The organism is Chryseobacterium sp. UNC8MFCol (assembly GCF_000482305.1).
Taxonomy (GTDB): Bacteria; Bacteroidota; Bacteroidia; order Flavobacteriales; family Weeksellaceae; genus Chryseobacterium; species Chryseobacterium indologenes.
The window spans coordinates 697,935-718,512 of record NZ_KI535290.1; the positions used below are offsets into that span (position 1 = coordinate 697,935).

At 37.0% G+C, this 20,578-nt stretch carries 19 protein-coding genes; 7 read left to right on the forward strand and 12 right to left on the reverse strand.

What is annotated here, in order from left to right; all coding sequences use genetic code 11:
* Positions 1 to 15: 15 nt before the first annotated feature.
* The 3 genes from M030_RS0117555 to M030_RS0117565 all read right to left on the reverse strand — a co-directional run bounded on the left by M030_RS0117555 (position 16) and on the right by M030_RS0117565 (position 3,772).
* Entirely contained in the window at positions 16 to 996 is a 981-nt protein-coding gene (locus tag M030_RS0117555) for a pyruvate dehydrogenase complex E1 component subunit beta (RefSeq protein WP_027374696.1), read from the reverse strand.
* A 273-nt stretch (positions 997 to 1,269) separates the two neighbouring features.
* Entirely contained in the window at positions 1,270 to 1,689 is a 420-nt protein-coding gene (locus M030_RS0117560; protein ID WP_027374697.1) for a DUF2147 domain-containing protein, read from the reverse strand.
* 154 nt (positions 1,690 to 1,843) lie between these two features.
* Entirely contained in the window at positions 1,844 to 3,772 is a 1,929-nt protein-coding gene (locus tag M030_RS0117565) for an LTA synthase family protein (protein ID WP_027374698.1), read from the reverse strand.
* 89 nt (positions 3,773 to 3,861) lie between these two features.
* Between M030_RS0117565 and M030_RS0117570 the strand changes: the two genes are divergently transcribed.
* From M030_RS0117570 to M030_RS0117590, 5 genes are all read left to right on the forward strand, one after another.
* A complete protein-coding gene (locus M030_RS0117570) occupies positions 3,862 to 4,575 on the forward strand; it encodes a CDP-alcohol phosphatidyltransferase family protein (RefSeq protein ID WP_027374699.1) in 714 nt (237 codons plus the stop codon).
* Positions 4,576 to 4,636: 61 nt separating this feature from the next.
* A complete protein-coding gene (locus tag M030_RS0117575; RefSeq protein WP_027374700.1) occupies positions 4,637 to 5,401 on the forward strand; it encodes a 3'-5' exonuclease in 765 nt (254 codons plus the stop codon).
* A 3-nt stretch (positions 5,402 to 5,404) separates the two neighbouring features.
* On the forward strand, positions 5,405 to 5,806 hold the full coding sequence (locus M030_RS0117580; RefSeq protein ID WP_027374701.1) for a putative signal transducing protein: 402 nt from the start codon (positions 5,405 to 5,407) through the stop codon (positions 5,804 to 5,806).
* An 81-nt stretch (positions 5,807 to 5,887) separates the two neighbouring features.
* Positions 5,888 to 6,493, forward strand: a complete 606-nt coding sequence (locus M030_RS0117585) for a fumarylacetoacetate hydrolase family protein (RefSeq protein WP_027374702.1) — start codon at positions 5,888 to 5,890, stop codon at positions 6,491 to 6,493.
* A 59-nt stretch (positions 6,494 to 6,552) separates the two neighbouring features.
* Entirely contained in the window at positions 6,553 to 6,990 is a 438-nt protein-coding gene (locus M030_RS0117590) for a universal stress protein (RefSeq protein ID WP_027374703.1), read from the forward strand.
* 82 nt (positions 6,991 to 7,072) lie between these two features.
* Here the strand turns inward: M030_RS0117590 and M030_RS0117595 are convergent, their stop codons facing one another.
* On the reverse strand, positions 7,073 to 7,306 hold the full coding sequence (locus tag M030_RS0117595; RefSeq protein WP_002976854.1) for a DUF6341 family protein: 234 nt from the start codon (positions 7,304 to 7,306) through the stop codon (positions 7,073 to 7,075).
* A 42-nt stretch (positions 7,307 to 7,348) separates the two neighbouring features.
* On the opposite strand from M030_RS0117595, the gene M030_RS0117600 reads away from it, so the two are divergent.
* Both M030_RS0117600 and M030_RS0117605 read left to right on the forward strand, forming a co-directional pair.
* Positions 7,349 to 8,254: a DUF6427 family protein gene (locus tag M030_RS0117600; RefSeq protein WP_027374704.1), complete on the forward strand. Its 906-nt coding sequence runs from the start codon at positions 7,349 to 7,351 to the stop codon at positions 8,252 to 8,254.
* 6 nt (positions 8,255 to 8,260) lie between these two features.
* Positions 8,261 to 8,845 carry a DUF3109 family protein gene (locus tag M030_RS0117605; protein WP_027374705.1) on the forward strand — a complete coding sequence of 195 codons (585 nt, stop codon included), beginning with the start codon at positions 8,261 to 8,263 and terminating at the stop codon, positions 8,843 to 8,845.
* A 76-nt stretch (positions 8,846 to 8,921) separates the two neighbouring features.
* Here M030_RS0117605 and M030_RS0117610 read toward each other — a convergent pair whose 3' ends face one another.
* The 8 genes from M030_RS0117610 to M030_RS0117645 form a co-directional block, all read right to left on the reverse strand.
* Positions 8,922 to 11,780 (reverse strand): M16 family metallopeptidase, encoded by a 2,859-nt coding sequence (locus M030_RS0117610; RefSeq protein WP_027374706.1) that lies wholly within the window; start codon positions 11,778 to 11,780, stop codon positions 8,922 to 8,924.
* A 133-nt stretch (positions 11,781 to 11,913) separates the two neighbouring features.
* Positions 11,914 to 12,600, reverse strand: a complete 687-nt coding sequence (locus tag M030_RS0117615; RefSeq protein ID WP_027374707.1) for a hypothetical protein — start codon at positions 12,598 to 12,600, stop codon at positions 11,914 to 11,916.
* 168 nt (positions 12,601 to 12,768) lie between these two features.
* Positions 12,769 to 14,103: a trigger factor gene (locus M030_RS0117620; protein ID WP_027374708.1), complete on the reverse strand. Its 1,335-nt coding sequence runs from the start codon at positions 14,101 to 14,103 to the stop codon at positions 12,769 to 12,771.
* 344 nt (positions 14,104 to 14,447) lie between these two features.
* Positions 14,448 to 15,020, reverse strand: a complete 573-nt coding sequence (locus tag M030_RS0117625; RefSeq protein WP_027374709.1) for a hypothetical protein — start codon at positions 15,018 to 15,020, stop codon at positions 14,448 to 14,450.
* A 50-nt stretch (positions 15,021 to 15,070) separates the two neighbouring features.
* Positions 15,071 to 17,455, reverse strand: a complete 2,385-nt coding sequence (locus M030_RS0117630) for a TonB-dependent receptor (RefSeq protein ID WP_027374710.1) — start codon at positions 17,453 to 17,455, stop codon at positions 15,071 to 15,073.
* Between the two features lie 244 nt (positions 17,456 to 17,699).
* Positions 17,700 to 18,056, reverse strand: coding sequence for a hypothetical protein (locus M030_RS0117635; protein WP_034722759.1), 357 nt, complete (start codon positions 18,054 to 18,056; stop codon positions 17,700 to 17,702).
* 146 nt (positions 18,057 to 18,202) lie between these two features.
* Positions 18,203 to 20,134, reverse strand: coding sequence for an ABC-F family ATP-binding cassette domain-containing protein (locus tag M030_RS0117640; RefSeq protein ID WP_027374712.1), 1,932 nt, complete (start codon positions 20,132 to 20,134; stop codon positions 18,203 to 18,205).
* 138 nt (positions 20,135 to 20,272) lie between these two features.
* Positions 20,273 to 20,521 carry a hypothetical protein gene (locus M030_RS0117645; protein ID WP_027374713.1) on the reverse strand — a complete coding sequence of 83 codons (249 nt, stop codon included), beginning with the start codon at positions 20,519 to 20,521 and terminating at the stop codon, positions 20,273 to 20,275.
* Between the last annotated feature and the right edge of the window lie 57 nt (positions 20,522 to 20,578).

The following is a 20,578-nucleotide window of genomic DNA, read 5'->3' on the forward strand; positions in this document are numbered from 1 at the left end:
TTTTCTCTATGATGGTTACTTAACGTACATTGCTTTTTTAATTTCCTCTTTTACTTTTTCAAGCTTCGGGAACCATTCTGCGAATAATGCAGCTGAATATGGAGCAGGTGCATCAGGAGTAGTAATTCTCTTGATCGGAGCATCTAAATAATCGAATGCTTTTTGCTGTACCATATACGTAATTTCTGAAGATATTGAACCAAATGGCCATGCTTCTTCTAAAATAACCAATCTATTTGTTTTCTTTACAGATGCTAAAATTGTATCGAAATCTAAAGGACGAACTGTTCTAAGGTCAATTACCTCCACAGATATTCCTTCTTTTTCCATATCTTCGGCAGCTTGCAATGCCAATTTCATGATTTTACCAAAAGAAACCAGGGTAACATCTTTACCTTCTCTCTTGATATCAGCTTTGCCTATTGGTAGGTAGTATTCTTCCTCAGGAATTTCCATTTTATCTCCATACATCTGCTCAGATTCCATAAAGATCACAGGATCGTTATCCTGAATTGCAGTTTTCAGCAATCCTTTTGCATCATATGGGTTAGAAGGCACTACCACTTTAAGTCCCGGGCAGTTGGCAAACCAACCTTCAAAAGCCTGAGAGTGGGTAGCTCCTAACTGTCCTGCAGAAGCCGTAGGCCCACGGAAAACGATCGGGCAGTTCCACTGTCCACCACTCATCTGACGGATCTTTGCCGCATTATTGATAATCTGATCAATTCCTACCAAAGAGAAATTGAATGTCATAAATTCTACGATAGGTCTGTTCCCATTCATTGCAGCTCCTACAGAGATTCCTGTAAATCCAAGTTCTGCAATCGGTGTATCGATCACTCTTTTTGGACCAAATTCATCCAGCATTCCTTTTGAAGCTTTATATGCACCATTATATTCTGCAACTTCCTCCCCCATCAGATAGATGGATTCGTCTTTACGCATTTCCTCGCTCATTGCCTGTGCAATTACCTCACGAAAAGTATATTCTGCCATATTTTCTTGAAAAATTTAGACTACAAAAATAGTGTTTTTTTATTATACATATCATAAAAAAGGCATCTCATTTGAATGAAGGGCTTCAATAACCATAATAATTCAGGAAAGAATATTTTATAAAATAAGGAAGTTACCGACGGACGAGGCCTATTAAAAATAAATTTTACTGCTTACCTCCTAATCATAAGAGATTGAATTTTCATAACAGGCATTAAAAAAAACAACATTTCATTTCTGAAATGTTGTCTTAAAATTCTATTTAAACTTATATTAATTAGCTTTTTCCCAAACCTGGGTTCTTCCAAGTAAAGATAATCCAAGGTAACCTCTTACGTTCAGCTTATCTCCGCTTTTTGTAATGGTACATTTATAGGTTTTCCCTGTTTTAGGATCTGTAATGCTTCCACCTGTAAACTCATCACCATCCTTTTTGAGTCCTCTGATGATTTCCAGGCCCAGAATAGGTTTTCCTTTTCTGTCGTCTTTACAGGCTGTACAGTTTGGATCGGCAGGTTTTATCAATAACTGGGAAACTTTACCGTAATATTTTCCATCTGATTTTTTAAATATCTCTACAATAGATTTAGCCTGTTTTGTTTCGTCATCTATCGTTTTCCACTTACCTTCTATCTGTGCAAATGTAAGCACACCAAACATCGAAAGCGCGAATGTTAACAACATTTTTTTCATATTTCTTATAGTTTTAATTTTAATTCAATATTCTTATCTACGTATTGATAAAAATATAAATTAATTTTCAACAAACAAAAACTTTTATTATACGAAGCATAAAGTGGTGAAAATAACAAACATAATCGCCGGCTTGGGGTACATCAAAGAGTTTTTAATTCAATTTTCTGTTAATTACCCTGCTCATATAATCCTGATACCAGGCTTTTGCGGTTTGCTTCCCTTTTTCCACTTCAGGGGTTTTAAGTTGGCTGATCAGATTCTTTTCAAGTCCGAGGTCTGATTTTTCATAGACTCCTATAATATCTTTTCCGTCAAAACGATAGATATAATTTCCGATGATAAATTGTTCGGTACTCCCGTCGGAGTTAACCACGATGGAAGTGTAGTTTTTGTCACTTACCAGGCTTTTCCCCCAGCTTCTTATAGGTTTATTGTATCCGATAAGGTCTGCCAAGGTAGGATAAATATCTGTCTGCTGTGCAGTTTGCTCATTCACTCCTTTAAGCTGATATTCAGGATTCGGGGAATAGAATATTAACGGAACGGCAAACCTGTTCATTGCCTTTTCATATTCAGAATAATAAATCTGATTGGTGTGGTCTCCTGTAAATACAAAGATAGTATTGTGGAACCAAGGCTGTTTTTTAGCCGTTTCAAAATACTTTTTAATGGCATAATCGGTATACTGTATCGGCTCATGCATTTCTATCTTTCCTTTTTTAAATTTACCGTTATATTTTTCAGGAATTTTAAAAGGGTGATGGGATGAAGCCGTAAATACTGTGGTCATAAAAGGCTGGGACTTTCCTACATTTCTGGCAAAATACTGAAGGAAAGGCTCATCCCATATGGCCCACATCCCGTCAAAATCTTCATCATGATTGTATTCTGTCTTCCCGAAATAATGTTTAAATCCTAGAATATTACCAAATCCTAGAAATCCCATAGATCCATTTGGGGCCCCATGATAAAAAGATGTATCATAGCCCAGGTCGTTACAAACTGAAACGATAGATTGTATTTTCTGATTAGAATAAGGTGAACCTGTGAAAGCATCTGTAAGGCTCGGAATTCCTGCCAGTACACTGCTCATCCCGTGAATAGACTGTCTCCCGTTGGCAAATGCATTGGGAAAAATAAGGCTTTGCCCCGCCAGACTGTCCATAAAAGGCGTGTAGGAAACATAGTCTTTTATATTTTTATCTTTATTAAAGGCTCCGGAATATTCTCTTCCGAAAGATTCTACAATAAAAATAACGATGTTGGGACGGTTTTCTACTTTTCTTTCATACAGTTTGTAAGGCTGCACATTATCTTCAATATATTTTTCGTCTACAAAATGTACCTCTTTAAAATTATTAGTATTTAAGGTTCTGAAAAACGAAAAAGTGCTGTTGAGAACAATATTCCCCTGAAGCGGATTCGTTACAAAACGGGTGGCATCCACCATGTTGATAGGCCTTGTGCTATGTTTGAAATCTCCTCTGATTCCGCCTACCACCAAAACTACGGCAAGGCATAGAACAAGTATGGAGGAAAGGAAATAATGAACCATTTTTACGGGTTCTTTCTCCTGAACTTTGACTCTTTTATATAGAAAAACCCACAGAATCATTAAAACAATATACCCAATAAATACAAATGGGTGCTGTCCTATAGAAATGAGGAGTGTTTTAGAAACATTGGATTCATGCTCTGCTACCTGAAATACTGCTGAAGTAAGCCTTGACTGTGAGAATTTATAATAAATAAAATCTCCGAAATTCATAGCATAGGCAATCCCGTTGGTTAAAAAATAAGTCCAGAAAAGAACTTTTTGAAAGCCTTTCCTGGTATTGATCATCAAAGGTAAAAGACTAAGCAGGATAAATAGGGAATTGACATATAAAATTGCGGTCGTATCGAAAGCGATACCATGATAGGCAAGCTTTATATATTCTGATATCGAATCAACTTTTATGAGATCTTTATTAAAGTACCAGAATAAAAGTCTTGCGATCTGATAAAAAAAGTATGCTAAAAAAATTCTATACAGTAATGCCAGAATTTCCTGTTTTCTCAATCCTTTTAAAAATTTCATGGGGCAAATTTACATCAAAATCACTTTCATGCCATTTTTAGTTCATATTATTTTGAGTCAGAACTTTTAAAAACTGTAATTTTGTGCTTATGAATTTTATAAAAAATAATCTGGCCAATGCCTTAACCCTGGCTAATTTATTTGCAGGTTGTATAGGAGCAATACATCTTATTTCCGGAGACTATCAGACTACGGCAATTTGCCTTATTCTCTCCGCCGTTTTCGATTTTTTTGACGGTTTTGTAGCCAGAGCTTTACGATCAAATTCAAATCTGGGACTTCAGCTTGATTCTCTTGCCGATATGGTAAGTTTCGGACTGATCCCGGGACTCACGATGTATAAAGCTCTTGACCCGTTTGGAGCAGAACTGATGGGACTTCATTTACCATTTGAGGTAAAATACCTTGGTTTAATTGCTACCAGCTTCTCGTGCTTGCGACTTGCTATTTTTAATCTTGATGAAGAACAGAGATACTATTTCAAAGGTTTAAATACGCCAACAAATACGGTTTTACTGTTTGGTTTGTATTATGCTTTTAAAGAAACCGGAAGTTTCAGTTTCCTTTTTGAAAGTGAAATCCTGTTACTTTTACTTACCCTTATCACTTCCTTTATGCTGATCAGTCCTGTTAAAATGATTGCCATGAAGTTTAAATCCAAAGCATTAAAAGACAATTACCCTAAAATAGCATTATTACTGGGTGGTATTGCAATTCTGGCAATATTTAAACTGGTTGGGATTCCTTTGCTCGTTATTTATTATATCCTGATTTCCCTTGTTTTTCAGAAACAATTAAAATAAAGTAGAAAACCAGGTTTATCCTTTATAATATTATTAATACTTTCAAATTACTACTATAAAAATGAACTTAAAACTCCATAAACCTCTTTGCGTATTTGACCTTGAAACCACAGGAACCAATATCGGAAAAGACAGAATCGTTGAAATCTGCATTTTAAAAGTAAATCCTGATGCTTCCAGAGAGAGCAAAACATGGCGTGTAAATCCTGAAATGCCGATCCCGAAAGAAAGCAGTGACATCCACGGAATCTATGATCAAGATGTAAAAGATGCTCCAACTTTCAGAGATATCGCTCCTAAAATTATGGAAATGCTTGCAGGCACTGATCTGGGAGGATTCAATTCGAACAGGTTTGATGTTCCCCTTTTGGCTGAAGAGCTTTTAAGGGTAGGTATGGATTTTGATCTGAGTAAATTCAGATTGGTGGATGCGCAAACTATTTTTCATAAAAAAGAGCCCAGAAACTTAGGAGCTGCTTATCAGTTTTATTGTGGAAAAACATTGGAAAATGCACACTCTGCTGAAGCTGATGTCATGGCTACTTTTGAAGTTCTGGATGCCCAGGTGGGTAAATATGATGACATCCCGAATGAAATTGCACCGTTAAGTGAATTTACCTTTCATAATAAGCATGCTGATCTTGCCGGGTTTATCGGATATAACGAAAAACTTGAAGAGGTGTTCAACTTCGGAAAGTACAAAGGACAGTGTGTAAAAGTAATATTTCAGAAAGATCTGGGGTATTTCGGATGGCTGCAGAATGCTGATTTCCCTCTATACACCAAAAAGATTTTTACAAAGATTCAATTATCAAGTAAATTTTAAAAAATGTCAGACCTGATTCGTTTTAAGTTTTATGAAACGGCCCTTGAAGCTAACAGGGACAAACAGATATTGGCTGAAAACGGCATCAACAGCTTCATTGCAAATGAACAGCTTATTCAATCTGATTGGTTGCTGTCGCAAGCTGTAGGCGGCATTCAGCTGCAGGTATTTGAGAATGATGTGGAAAAGGCAAAAGAAGTTCTTCAGGACTATAATGATAATGAGAAATTCACTCTTGAAGTAGAACATACGATTTCAGATCCTGAATTTGATTTTGTATGCCCGAAATGCGGCTCTAACCATATCTACAGAGATGACAGTGCAACAAGCTTTTTTGGTATATCTTTTTTGACGAGCCATAAATTCAAATGCTACTATTGTGGAAATGACTTTAGTCACGAATAAATAGAAAATAAAATATTCAGAGTAATAAAAAGATTGCTTCGTTCCCGGCAATGATGCAGTTTGAAAAATAAATAACGAACTATGAAAATAATCTGCATAGGAAGAAACTACAGCGAACACGCGAAAGAATTAGGAAACGAAATTCCTGAAAATCCTGTTATTTTTATGAAGCCCGATACGGCTGTTTTAAAAGGGAATGATTTTTATATCCCGGAATTCTCAAATGACATCCATTATGAACTGGAAGTCGTGGTAAAAATTTCAAAAGGCGGGAAATACATTCAGAAAGAATCTGCTCATAAACATTATGAGGAAATAAGCCTGGGAATTGATTTTACAGCAAGGGATCTTCAGTCTGAACTAAAAGGAAAAGGGCTTCCCTGGGAACTTGCCAAAGGTTTCGACGGCTCAGCTGTAGTGGGAAATTTCTTTAAAAAAGAAAATTATAATCTTGAAAATCTGTCTTTCTCACTGCTGAAGAACAAGGAAAAAGTACAGGATGGAAACACAAAGGATATGATATTCAATATTGATGATATTATTGCTTTTGCTTCCCAGTATTTTACATTAAGGGTAGGTGATCTTATTTTCACAGGAACCCCAAAAGGAGTTGGAAAAGTTGAGGAGAATGATATTCTTGAAGCTGACCTTGAAGGAGAAAAAATCCTGGACATCCGAATATTATAAGTATTTAACACCAAAGTCTGGTAAATTTTTCCTATCTTTAGGTAACAAAATGAAAGGTTATGATAAATATTGTATTACCCGTAGATTTTGGGGACAAGACAGACCAATTGGTGGAAGGTGCCATAAAATTTGCAAAACAGCTTAACGGCAGAATTTACCTCATTCATGTAGCACCATCAGATATAGGATTTGCTATTGGTGATATGGGATTTCAATATTTTCCGGAAGTGGAAGCCAATGAAATCAGAGAGGAACTGATTCAGCTCAACAAAATTGAACAAAGAATCATTGCTCATGATATCGATTGTGAACATCTGTTAAAGCAGGGACTTGCCAAAGACATTATTCTGGAACATGCCAGGGATAAAAATGCAGATTATATTGTAATGGGTTCTCATGGCAGAAGCGGAATCTATGATGTATTTGTGGGCAGCCTTACCAAAGGGCTTACCAAGAGTTCCCCGGTTCCGGTTTTGGTACTTCCTATCCACGACTAAGAAAAGAAAATTTTAATCGTTAGTAATAAAAAAACCGATCAAATAAATTATTTGATCGGTTTTTTACTATATAACCAATTAATTAACCTTCTTTTTTATAGATATTCGGATCGTAGTAAGGATGCTTACCTTCCGTTGGAGAATAATAGTCTTTATCTTTATCACCACCTAATGTTACAACCAATACGTAGCACCAGTAAGTGAATAATACACAGCAAACTATAAATAGAATCCAGTTTAAAACATTTCCAAAAGCATCAAAGAATCCGAAACTCCATTTGAAAACTTTGCTTAAGAATAGAAAGAAAGACGTCATTATTTTCCTTTTTTAAATTAACTTTGTACAAATTTATAAAAAATGTTTAAATTACTTTCAAAAGAAAGCAATATTTTTTCAATTCCTGTGTATATTGGTTTTCTTCTTTTAGTAGTAATAATATTTAACATACTGAATTTCAATACTTACGAAGCAATAATTGCCGGAATTACTTTTCTGGGAATTGCTTTGGGATATTTTTGTTTTCACAGTGTTGCACTTAATTATCAAACTCACCTTCCTCTATTTTTATATACTTGTTTTGCCTTCGGGTTGTATCCCGGAAATTTAGATATAGGAATTGCGGTTTCTCTGCTTACCAATTCGTTTCTTATCCTTCTTCTGACCAGTGCGGATGAGGATATCAGAAAAAAATCTTATGTTTTGGTAGGGGCCATTGTAGCATTAAATTTTATATTTCTTCCTACCACCTGGCCCATGGCTGTATTTGTTATCATCCATGTTATTGCAACCTCGGCGAAAATAGGATTAAACCTTTTCAGGTTTTTACTGGGGATTGTGCTGATTGCATTCAGTTATTTTTCTGTCATGTATTTCGTACATTTTACTTCATGGAATATCGATTATTTTCCTTTTGGCAAGATGAGACCTATGGCTGATTATACGGAATTACTTCCTTTGATTCCGGTAGTCATGATGTTAATTTATGCAGTATATGACCATTTTCAAAACTATAATAAGAAAAGCCCCATAAGCAGGTATAAATACACTTTCCTGCTGGTCTTTTCTCTGGCACAGCTTGTTACCATTATCATGTATATGAATACCAACTATGAGTATCTGCTCCTCTTAGCATTTCCTTCAAGTATTATTCTGAGCAGGATGATGAGATTTTTACCAAAATATTGGATGCAGGAGGCCAGCTTATGGCTTATTATTATCAGCCTGCTTACCTTTAAGGCAGGTACAGTTTTTGACTTATTTTAAAAAATTATGATTCAGATAGACGATAAATTGATTTCTGAGGAAATTTTTTCCGAAGAATTTGTTTGCAACCTTACCAAGTGTAAGGGTGCATGTTGTGTGGAAGGAGATGTGGGAGCTCCGTTGGATAAAGACGAGCTTGAAATATTGGACAGTATTTTTGACAAAATAAAACCTTATCTCACTCAGGAAGGCATCAAAGCCCTTGAAGAACAGGGAACATGGACTACTGATCCGCACGACGGAATGTATGTTACTCCTATGGTGGAGGATCGCGAATGTGCCTATGTAACTTTTGATGAAAAAGGCATTACGAAATGCGGTATTGAAAAAGCCTACGAAGACGGTGCTGTAGACTGGCAGAAACCTATTTCCTGCCATCTTTACCCGATTCGTATTACAGAATATTCTTCATTCACTGCTTTGAATTATCATGAATGGAATGTGTGCAGCGACGCCTGTACTCTGGGAAAAGAGCTTCAGGTTCCTGTCTATAAATTCTTAAAAACTCCATTGACAAGAAAATACGGAGAAGATTTTTATAACGTACTCAGCGAAGCAGCCGAGGAATGGAAAAAAGAATACGGCTCATAATCTTATCAGGATTTGATTCAAATAAAAACCGCAGAAAATTAGTTTTCTGCGGTTTTTATTTGAAAGAGCAGCAATTTTATTGTTTTGCTCCTTTATGCTCTTTACTGTCTGTCAATACTTCAGTTTTATCCGTCTTTTCCCAGCCATCTTCCGGCATTAATACGGCGACATTACGACCTTTGGAAAGGTATTTTTTAGCCACATCCTGCAGGTCTTTTACGGTAAGTGCCTTTACTTTATCCTGGTAGTTCAGAATATCATATGGATCGCTTCCGTCTACCTGACTCTGAGCAATACCCTGCAACCAGAATCCGTTGTCTTTTAGACTTGTTTTGTATTCGTTGTATTCACCTTCTTTATATTTGTCGAGATCTTTTTGCTCAGGACCTTTATCAATAAGTTTTTGAAGTTCAGCCGTTGAACTTTTGATTAATTTTTCAACATTTTCGGGCCCACAAGGGAAATTAATACTAAAACTATAGGTGCCATACGGAACTTTGCTCAAGCCGCCACTTGCTCCGCCGCCATAAATGCTACTTTCATCTTCTCTCAATTTTTCGAGAATTTTAATGGTAGCCACTTCTCCCAGTGCCGAAAGGGCCAATGCTTCTTTTTCGTTATATGGTGTTTCTCCGCTGTAAGAGATGTTTACCAGGCTTTTAGGTTCTTTGCCTTTTTTGTAAACCTTTGTATAATTTCCTTCTACCGGTCTGTACCCTGTATCTCTAAAAGTAGAAGGCTGCCCTGAAACAGGAAGATTGGCAAGATAATGAAGGGCTTCATTTTGAAGCTGCCCTTCGTCTATATTTCCAACAAAATAAAAATGGAAGTTCGATGCATTGGCAAATTTCTGTCTGTAGATCTCATAGGCTTTTTTATAGTCTGTGTTCTTCCAGTCTTTTTCAGTAGGTTCAAGACCGATAAACCGGGGGTTCTTTTGATTGACAAACTTTGCATATTCACTGGAAAAATAATATTCAGGATCAGCAGCCAGATGAGTCAGCATCGCAGATTTCTTTGTCTTATATGCATTGAATGATTCCGGATTATAATTTAATTCCGTAAAACAAGCATAGATAAGCTCCATAGCTGTTTTTAAGTCTTTCTTGGAACTTGTTCCCGACACCCCTTCTGTCAATCCGCTAATGTAGGAACTCGCGCTCACCTGCTTACCTGCAAGATAATGAGTGAGATCCGTTTTTGAAAGGCCACCAATTCCTGCTTCTAATAAAGCATCAAAGGCAAACTGTGTTTTATTGTAATCCGCATCCGGAATAATGGAGCTTCCACCTAAGCTTACTGCTGCAAATAGAATCTCATCGTCTTTAAAGTCTGTTTTTTTGAAAGTAACTTTTATGCCGTTGTTTAACGTCCAGGTTGTTGTTCCCAGTTTAGCATCTGTTTCTGTCTTTGTGATTTTTCCTTTAGATTCAAAGGGTTTTATTAAGGTTTCAGCTTTTACCTTTTCTACGTATGGTTTGAGATCTGCCACTTTCAGATTTTCAAAAGTATTCAGAACCATAGATTCTGTCGGCATTTTTATATCATCTTTTGCAGGGCCGGTAATGACTACTACTCTGCTGTCGTCTTTCACAAGCTTGCCAATAATTGCGTTCGTTTGCGTCAGTGTTATCGTGGGTAAAAATTTTTTAATCTGGTCATATTCCCAGCTGATTCCGGGAATGGGTTCCTGTCTCAAAAAGTTGTCGACATACCCACCGATCAGGGCACCACTTTCATTTTTATCTCTGTTATTATAGGCCCATTCATAAGAGGAAAGAACCTGAGATTTCGCCCGATCCAACTCAGAAGGGGTAAATCCGAATCTTTTTGCTCTTTCAACCTCTTCCAAAAGGATCTTCAGTGCATTAAGCTGATCACCATCTTTGGTTACGGCCGATCCCTGAAATGCTTCCTTTGTTCTTGCATAGGTTCCACCGTGATATACAGCGCCATAGGTAAAAGGTGGATTCGTTGAATTGATCAGTTCTCCTAACCTGCTGTTCAGCATGATATTCACAAGTCCTTCTACAACTCTTTGCTGATATTGCTCAACAGTACTATCCGGTTTGTAGGCTTCCTCGTCTTTGATCATAAACTGTACCCCGGAGCTTGTGGCATCAGGATCTGTTTCTATGGCTACAAGTGTTTGTTTGTGGTTGGGAAGATCAAAACTTTTTCTTTCTTTGCGATTTACCGCTTTTTTATACTTCCCGAAATTATCCCGGATTTTCTTTTCAACCTCTTCTACATTGATATCTCCTACAACGATAATGGCCATCAGGTCAGGCCTGTACCAATCCTGATGAAATTTTCTGATCAGATCAGGGGTAAAGCTTTCCAGCACTTTCTTATCACCAATGGGAAGTCTCTCTGCATACAGAGATTTATACAGCTGTTTGGGAAGATATTTATCCTGCATTCTTTTATCAGGACCAAGCCCCAATCTCAGCTCTTCCAGTACGACTCCTCTTTCTTTATTGATCTGTTCGTCAGAAAGGGTAGCATTAAATGCCCAGTCTTCCATTACCTTCAATCCTGTATCCAGATTCCCGGGTTTGTCCAGCGGAACCGGGAGCATGTAAACCGTTTCATCAAAACCTGTGTATGCATTAAGATGCTGCCCGAACTTTACTCCAATCGACTGCAGGAAATCTACTAATTTATTATCCGGAAAGTTTTTGGTCCCGTTAAAGTTCATATGTTCCATAAAATGGGCAAGCCCTCTTTGATTTTCATCTTCAAGAATGGAACCGGCATTGATTGCCAGGCGGAAATCGACCTTCTTTTCAGGAAGCGCATTTTTCTTAATATAATACTTCATCCCGTTGGGAAGGGTACCGATTTTTACAGAAGGGTCTACCGGGATATTTTGTCCGAAAAAACTTGTGGAAATCAAGCTGACAAACATCAATGAAACTAATCTTTTCTTCATATGCTTTCTTTTTCACTACAAAAGTATACATTATTTGTAGACTATGTCCTTAAACTATGGTTAAACCTTGATAAAAGGTCATAAAAAAACCGGAAATCATCCGGTTTTCATTTTATTAGAGTTATATGACTGCTTATTTGAAATCAGCATCCGTAACTCCTGAATTGATTACAATTTTAGTAGTTTTAATATTCACTTTCTGTCCTGCACCTTCAGCCTCTATTTCAGCAGGGAACTGCAATCCGTCTACAGTCATATAGCTTTTCATCGTTACATTTCCTTCCCCTGCAATAGATTTGTATAAAAGCCCCGTTGAAGCGTCAAAGTAGAATTTTCCTTTATCTGAAGTAAGCACATTATAATCTTTCCCATCCAGTTTTTCTACAGTCACATTCTGAAAAGTGGCCGCCTCAAAAGCCAATGCATCTACAGGTCTTCCTTTTTTAAATTCAGCAATTTTATCAGCAGGAATATCAGTCTTTGTTCCCATCTGATCAAAATATCCTTTTTCACCGTCAAATAACTGAACCATCTGTTGCCCCATCAATGATTGTACGGATTTGAATTTATTACCTAACTTTTTTGTTGTCATGGTAATTTCCATCCCCTGAGCGCTGATAACGTTGTCTGTAATAACAGATTTTACAGCATCTAATTTATCTTTTCCTCCTAAAACTTTAAAATAATTATCAATTACCTGTTTAGGTGTCAAGTTTGATTTTGCGGCCTCCGTTTTCACAGAAGCGGCATCTTTCTTCTGAGCTACAGCCGGAACAGAAAATAGTACGGCACAGAAAAATGGAATGATGATCTTTTTCATATTATATTAATAAGTTTAAAGGGTAAATATATGAATATTGACGGACATGTAAATAACCGGTCATTAATAATTGACAAACGGGTCTTTAAGATCAGTTAGTTTCAGAAAAATGAAAATAAAAAAACCGCCAGCAAACTGACGGTTTCAAATATTTATATCGGTGTATAATTATTTTTTAAGTTCTTCTAAAAATTCGTCGTGAGAAATTTTAGTTTCTTTTTTGCTAGCTTTTTCAAGAATTACATCTTTTAATTTTGCCATAGCAACTTCAGAAGAGATTTGTCTTACCTGCTCCTGATCTTTCAGCATTTCAACAGCATATTTCTGGATTTCCTCATCACCTAGGTGGTGGATTCCGTAGATAGCCAATTGGTTTTTCACTAATTGCTCAGCTTGTGCCAATACATCAGCGTAGTCAAGGTTGATTTCGTTATCAGTCATCAATTTACCTTCAATGATCTGGTATCTTAGCTGGCTTTTCTCTGCTTCAAGAATTTCTTTAGCCTGATCTTCAGACTGAACATTCTGGTTAGAGAATAGTAACCACTTTACAAGGAAAGTTTCCGGAAGTTTTACTTCTTCCTTCTCCGTTACTTGCTCTAATACTTTATTCACAAAGTGAACATCAGCATTTTGCTGGAAATATTCATCCAATTCAGTCTTTACTTTGTCTTTCAACTCGTCTTCAGACTTGATGTTTCCTTCTCCGTATACTTTGTCGAAAAGATCCTGGTTAAGTTCAGCCAAATCTAATGAATAGAAGTCTTTTACTTTTACTTCTACTTCGTTGTGGTGTAGGTGCTCAACTTCTTCTTTGCTGAATCCTAATTCTTTAGCCAGTTCTTCGTCACCTGCAAGAGTTTCTTTCGTCACTTTTACAGATCCATCCATTTTTAACCCTTTTACTAATTTGAAAGCTTCTTTGTTTTCAGCTGTTATAGTAACATTTTTTGGGTGGTGGTGGTGCTCTCCTTCAGCATCTTCTTCTACAACCTGAGAAACTTCTAAAGCGATATAAGAATCTTTGGTGATTTTATCTTGAGGAACCTGCTCAGCGAAACGCTTTTGCATGTTTTCAATGCTCTTGCTGATTTCTTTTTCAGAAGCTTCTACTTTATAGTGAGGAGCTTCATATTTAGCTAAATCTATCGTGAATTCAGGCTCATATCCTACTTCGAAAGCAACTTCCAACTGATCAGCGTTGTAATCTAATTCGTTTACTGGCTGAGGAATTGGCTGACCAACTAATCTTAATTTGTTTTCATTAACATAGTTGTTCAAAGCATCAGAAACCTGTCTGTTGATTTCTTCAAATGCAATACCTGCTTCATATTGTTTTTTAACCATACTCAAAGGCACTTTCCCTTTTCTGAACCCAGGAACTTGCGCATTTTTAGCATAATTAATCAATTGCTTTTCTACTTTTTCTTTGTAGTCAGATTTCTCCAATGTTACAGTAAGTAATGCACTTACATCATCATGGTTTTGTGCGGTAACCTTCATTATTGATTAAAATTTTAGGTTGCAAAAATATGAATTTTTTATGAAAATCACTCATCTAAAGTCAACTTATAACGTCAAATATTGTTAAAAGAGAGATTATGTAATTTTCAACCATCTCTATAGCGGGAAAGATATGTAAACAAAGAGGGTTCAAAATGTCTGACTCTTCTCATCATAAATAAATTATATTACTGAAAACCAAATATTTAAATATCACTAAGCGTATTCCAAAACATCCACATTATTCCTGTAAAACCTCTTTTGAGTTTCTATATTTTTTTATACCCAGCCATAAAAAAGCCACCGGAGTTTTCCGGTGGCACAAACAAGATTAATGATCCTAATTAATTACTTAGGTTGTATTTTGCTTCAGCGTCTGTTTCTCCGCCTACTACGCTTCCCCATGCTGTTCCTGATTTGGCATCATTTACACTTTGCGGAGAATGGATAAGGGTTAATTTTAAGAATGGAGCTGTTCCGTCAACCGCTTTTACCACTGTCCACTTCGTTCTTAGCCCTACTCTTTTCCCGTCATTTCTTAAGTCACCTCCATCTGTTCTTTCTACAGTAATATTAGATTTTGGAAAATCAAAAATCAAAAAGTGCTCATTTTTAGCATCAATGATCTCCTGGGTAGCATCTTCATTTCCGTTTCTGAATTTGGCCTGAACAGTGTAGGATTTCCCGTCTTTAAGAGGGATAGTAGGCGTTCCTCCTGCACCTATACTGTAATCATACGAAATTGTATTTGTAGTTCCGTCTTCTGTTACCAGAAGAACAATATTGGTAAGCTCTTCCTGCGGAAGATCATCTTCTTCTGCAGAACCGTTTCTCTGACAAGAGGTAACCACGGTAACCGTAATTAATAAAGCAGCTAATAATCTGAAGATATTTTTAGTATTGAATAGTTTGTTCATTGTTAAGAATTTTAAAAATTGTAATTTTTTAACTTGTTGGTTTTGAATCTTTAGAATTTGTATCTAAAGTTTAAAATAAAATTTCTTCCGGGCTCATCTGCAAAGAATCTCAGACGGTTCAGATACTCCCTGTAAGAAGTATTGAAGAGATTGTTCACAATAAGACCTGCAGAAAGGTTTTTGCTGATGTTGATTCCGGTTTGGATATTCCATAATGAATAGCCGCCGGGCGGAGTACTGAAATCGATTTCTTTATCCACCAATTCACCGTTGACGTAAAGTTCCAAGGGTGCATTTCTGACCGGGAATCGGGTTTGCTTTACAAACGTCTGATTTTCCACGGTGAAATAGAAGTTACGCCATTCCTGCTTTTTGAATTGGAGAGCATTGGAAAAGTTAGGCGGCATCATTAAAATCAACGGTTCATGGTGCGTGTCGTCCTGCCCATACACATAGCTTCCTTTTCCTACATATGTAAGGTTATCTGTAAGCCTCCAGCTGACATCCAGATCTACCCCATACATTTTGGCATCAATCTGTTGGTATACCCATTCCGGGAATACTCCCCTGATAGTCCCCTTGATACCAACCGGAATTTCATTAATGAAATTTTTGGTGATAAAGAAGTATGGGTTTACAGAAATATTTAACCCTTTAAGCACATTGAATTTTGAATCTATATTCAGATTAAACTGATGTCCCTGTTCGTTTTTCAATCCCATGTATCCGGTTTCGATAATTCCGGCCGAATGATGAAGCCCGTCTGAAAATAATTCCGCTACATTAGGAGATCTTCCTACTTTAGCATAATTAAATTTCAGGTCAAAATTGGCATTTGGACGGTATTCCAAACCTGCATTGAAAGAAACATTATTATAATTAAGCTGTGGCCGTGTCAGCACTCTGTTCTGATCTGTTTTCACATAAAACTGTGGATACTGATCTGCATACAGTTTCACCCAGTCGCTCTTGTCATACCATTTGGTCACATCGTACCGGGTAAAATCATATCTTACCCCAGCTTCAAAATTAAATTCCGGCGAAATTTTATATTTGAAAACCGAATAAGCGCCCGCAGAATATTTATCATAATTCGGGATAAGGCGTCTTGCCTTTGTTGCCGGATCTGAATAGTTGTTTTGAAATACTGCATCAATTCCGGTTTCCAAAGACCATTTTTCCCTTTCCAGTAAATCATTAATATTAAACTGGTGCGTCATCAGCTCCAGATCCAGAGACGGAGTATCCTTAAGATCTCCCCTTCGGATGTCATATTCCTGTCTGTGGTTGTACTGATAACTGTAGGTAGCAGACAGTTTTCCGATATTTTCAAACCTTTTGAAAGCGGAAACTTTGGCAATATGATGCTCAATAACCTGTCTCGGGTTATCAATATCATAACTGAATTTACCTGAATAAATGGGTGGATTGGCATTCATTGCCCGGTCATAATCCTCGGAAGTAGAAACGTGAGAGTCTCTTAAAATCCCAATAGTCTGATTAGTCAGGTAATAATCAAAGGAGATTCCTCTTTCGTAGGTATTATTCTGTACCGTAAAATTGAAAGAAGAAAAATCCATTCCCGTATTTTTAAGGTTGTAGTCGGGAGCGCTCTGATCACCAAGCTTTTTAATGCTTCCTCCTGACTTTACGGCCCATCCGTTTTTCCATACTTTGGCAACGTCTACATCGAGCCCGAGACCTCTTCCGTTGGAAATTCCCGTAAGCCCTACTGAACCTTTGATGGTATCCTTTTTAGGAAAGATTTCAGGTTCCATAACGATCACTCCTCCAATGGCATCACTACCATATTTCAGAGCAGATGCCCCTTTGATAACATCGATATGCTGAAAGTTATTAATATCAACATTCGGAGCATGTTCTACCCCCCATTCCTGTTCTGCAAGACGTACTCCATTGTTCAAAATGCTGATACGGCTACCATACAGGCCATGAATGACCGGTTTTGAAATATTATTTCCGGTTTTCAGGGCTGTCACTCCCGAAATTTTAGAAAGGAAATTTCCCAGATTATCTGTAGAGTTTTTCTCTATGTCAGATTTACTGAGTGTTTTAACCACAAGTGATCCGTTGTTTTTATGATTTCCGTGTATGGTTACGGTTTCGATATCATTGCTGTGATGTTCAAGGGTAATTGCCAGATGAACATCCTGATCAACTCCTATATTTTCAGTATAATCATTGCAATCAGGATGTTGGGCAATGAGTGTATACTTCCCTGCAGGAATTTTATCAAAGGAAAACTTTCCTTTTTTATCTGTTTTTGCTGTAAAGTTTCCGATTTTCACAACCGCATTTTCCAGCATGGTTTTATCATGAAAATCATGAACGGTTCCCTGTACGGTATACGTTTTTTGTGCACTTGTAAATACTGATCCGCAAAAGATCAGCAGCAGGCAATATATCAATTTCATTGTAAATAGATTGATTGCATACCCTTCAACAGGGTATATTTTTCGTTAAAATTTATTGAATGGGTACAGGTTCTGAATTTTTAAGACCAAGAATTAAAGCCAGGAAATTCCAGATCAGTGATTGGTTATTTTAACATTACATGACCAATCGTGCGCTACCTTTTTTCCAAAGGAATTAAATATTGAAAATAAAAAAACTGAACTTAAAAGTATAAAAACTTTAAACCCTTTGAGAATCTATCGATTAAGAAATTGCGGGAGGTCCCCGAAGTTGGAAAGTGAATTTGGTCTGAGACCAGATTTTCTCCTGAATCGTGATGATTTGCTTTACTTCCTGGGTATAATGCTCAAGAGTTAAGCTGAAATCTTCAGGAGCGAGGGTGTGTCCGGTTACCAAAAAGTGGCAGGCCAGACAGTCGCCAGCTTTCTCTTTAGTAGCAGCTTTCGTCATTGTATTTTCTGTTTTTTTAAGATTGAAGGCCTTAAAATAGTCTACAGAATCGTGATGGTGAAAGCTTTGAGAAAGCAGCGCGAGGAAGTACACTCCAAACAACAGCTTGGAGATAAAACTCTTTAGGTTTCTGCTTTCTTTAAAAATCATGGTTCAAAATTATGAAAATAATTTAATTGTTTCCTTAAACTTTCATTAAATTACTTTATGATTATTGATAATATGTAGGAATGAAGAAGATTCCGTTACAAAAAATGCTTCATAATTTTTAGTTTATGAAGCATTTATATTGTCATTTAATCAAGTTGAGTTCCCAGATATTCCCATTCCTGGAGGGCGTTATCCAGCTCTTCTTTGGCTTTGTTATATTTTTCCAAAGTTTCGTCCGAAGGGTTTTCCCTGGTGAAAGAAGCTTCCATTGCCTCTATATTGGTTTCCAGTTCGGAAATTTTCTCTTCAACTTTTTTAATTTTATTCTGAATATTTTTTTGCTCTTTGCTCACAATAACGGATGCCTGACCAGCACTGACAGCAGGTTTTTCTTCTGCTTTCTTAGGTTCAGGTTTTACGTCTTCATTGTGAAGCTTGGCTTTCTCTGCCGAGATTTCCCTGATCGTCTCCTTTTGTCTGTATTCCAGATACTCATTGATGTCTCCGAGGAATTCTTTCATTTTTCCGTCACGGAATTCGTAGATTTTATCACAAAGTCCCTGAAGGAATTCTCTGTCGTGAGAAATCACAATCAGCGTCCCTTCAAAATTCTGTAAAGCCAGCTTGATAATTTCTTTAGACTGAATATCAAGGTGGTTGGTAGGTTCGTCCATGATCAGGGTATTGAAAGGACGAAGCAATAGTTTACAAAGCGCCAGACGGTTTCTCTCTCCTCCGGAAAGTACTTTTGTTTTTTTAGAAACAGCATCTCCCTGGAATAAGAAAGATCCTAACAAATCTCTTACTCTAGGTCTGGTTTCTTCTGTAGCAGCATCTTCTGCTTCTTCAAGAACTGTTTTATTAGGGGTCAGTACTTCCTCCTGGTTCTGGGCAAAGTACCCGATGTTTACGTTGTGTCCAAGATTCCAGCTTCCTGAATAATCTTTAATATCTCCGGCCAGAATTTTAGCCAGCGTTGTTTTTCCTTGTCCGTTCTGACCTAGAAGGGCAATTCTGTCTCCTCTCTGAACGATGAAATCCACATCATCAAAGATTTGTTTTGAACCGTAGGCTTTACCTAAATTCTCCGCTTCAAAAATTACTTTTCCGGGAACCATAGACTGTACGAAACGGATATTGAATTTGGAAACATCTTCATTATCGACTTCAATACGTTCTATTTTGTCCAGTTTCTTGATCAGTGACTGAGCAAAAGATGCTTTTGTAGCGCTGGCACGGAACTTATTAATATTATCTTCCATTTGTTTGATCTCCGCATCCTGATTCTTTTTAGCCTGAATCAGTTTTTCACGGCGATCTTCTCTCATGACAAGATATTTTGTATAATTGGCTTTATAATCATCAACTTTTTTATTGTTGATATCAAACGTCCTGTTGCAAACGGCTGTCATAAACTGCTTATCGTGGCTTACGAGAACGATCGCACCCGGGTAATCTTTCAGGAAGTTTTCCAGCCAGATGATAGACTCCATATCAAGGTGGTTGGTAGGCTCATCGAGAAGCATGATATCATTCTTTTGAAGAAGTAATTTTGCCAGCTCAATTCTCATTCTCCATCCTCCGGAAAATTCATCAGTAATTTTCTGAAAATCATCCGCTTTAAAACCTAAACCAAATAAGACCTTTTCCATATCGCCTTCAAGATTGTAGGCATCATGATTCATCAAAAGGTCATTCAGTTCGGTCATTTTATTAATTAAATCCGTATAGGAATCACTTTCGTAATCTGTCCTGGTGGCCATTTGGTGATTGACTTCTTCAAGCTCATTTTTCCAGGCATTGATTTGCTCAAAAGCCTGCATGGTTTCATTCCAGACGGTTCTTCCTTTCACAAAATCAAGATCCTGTTTCAGGAAACCAATGGTAACGCTTCCCTCTGTTATCACTTCTCCTTCGTAGAAATTAATTTCCCCGGAAAGCATTTTCAATAAAGTGGATTTTCCAGCTCCATTTTTACCTACAAGACCTACTTTATCATCCTTTTTAATGGTGAAATTGACATTTTGAAACAAATAATTTCCAGAATGATGTAATCCTAAACTTTGAACAGAAAGCATTTTAATTAATAATTAGTAATGAATAATGAATTTTCGGCTGCAAAAATACGGAAAAAGAAATGAATAGGCCAGAAATAAAAAAAGCTGCCCGAAAATAGGCAGCCGTTTGTTTATTGCTAATGAATTTTTGTTAAGCGTTTATCCCTGGATAAGCGGAGGCGTTTTTTGGCCTGCTTCTACCATTGCAATCATTTCTACAAGGCTTTCTGCAGCCTCTTTGTACTTTACCTGTCTGATCCCGTGATGAGATCCTATATCGTTTTGCAGTTCATTCAAAGTAGTTGCCTGAGCCATTGTAATCGGTTTGCTACCATTTTTAATACTGATCTCATAGTTACAGGTATCTAAAAGTTTGTTTGCTTTTTTAAGCCATGCTGAAACTAACATAATATTTTGTTTTTGGGATTAATAAATAATTGTACACCAGATGTTTTGAGCTCAAAA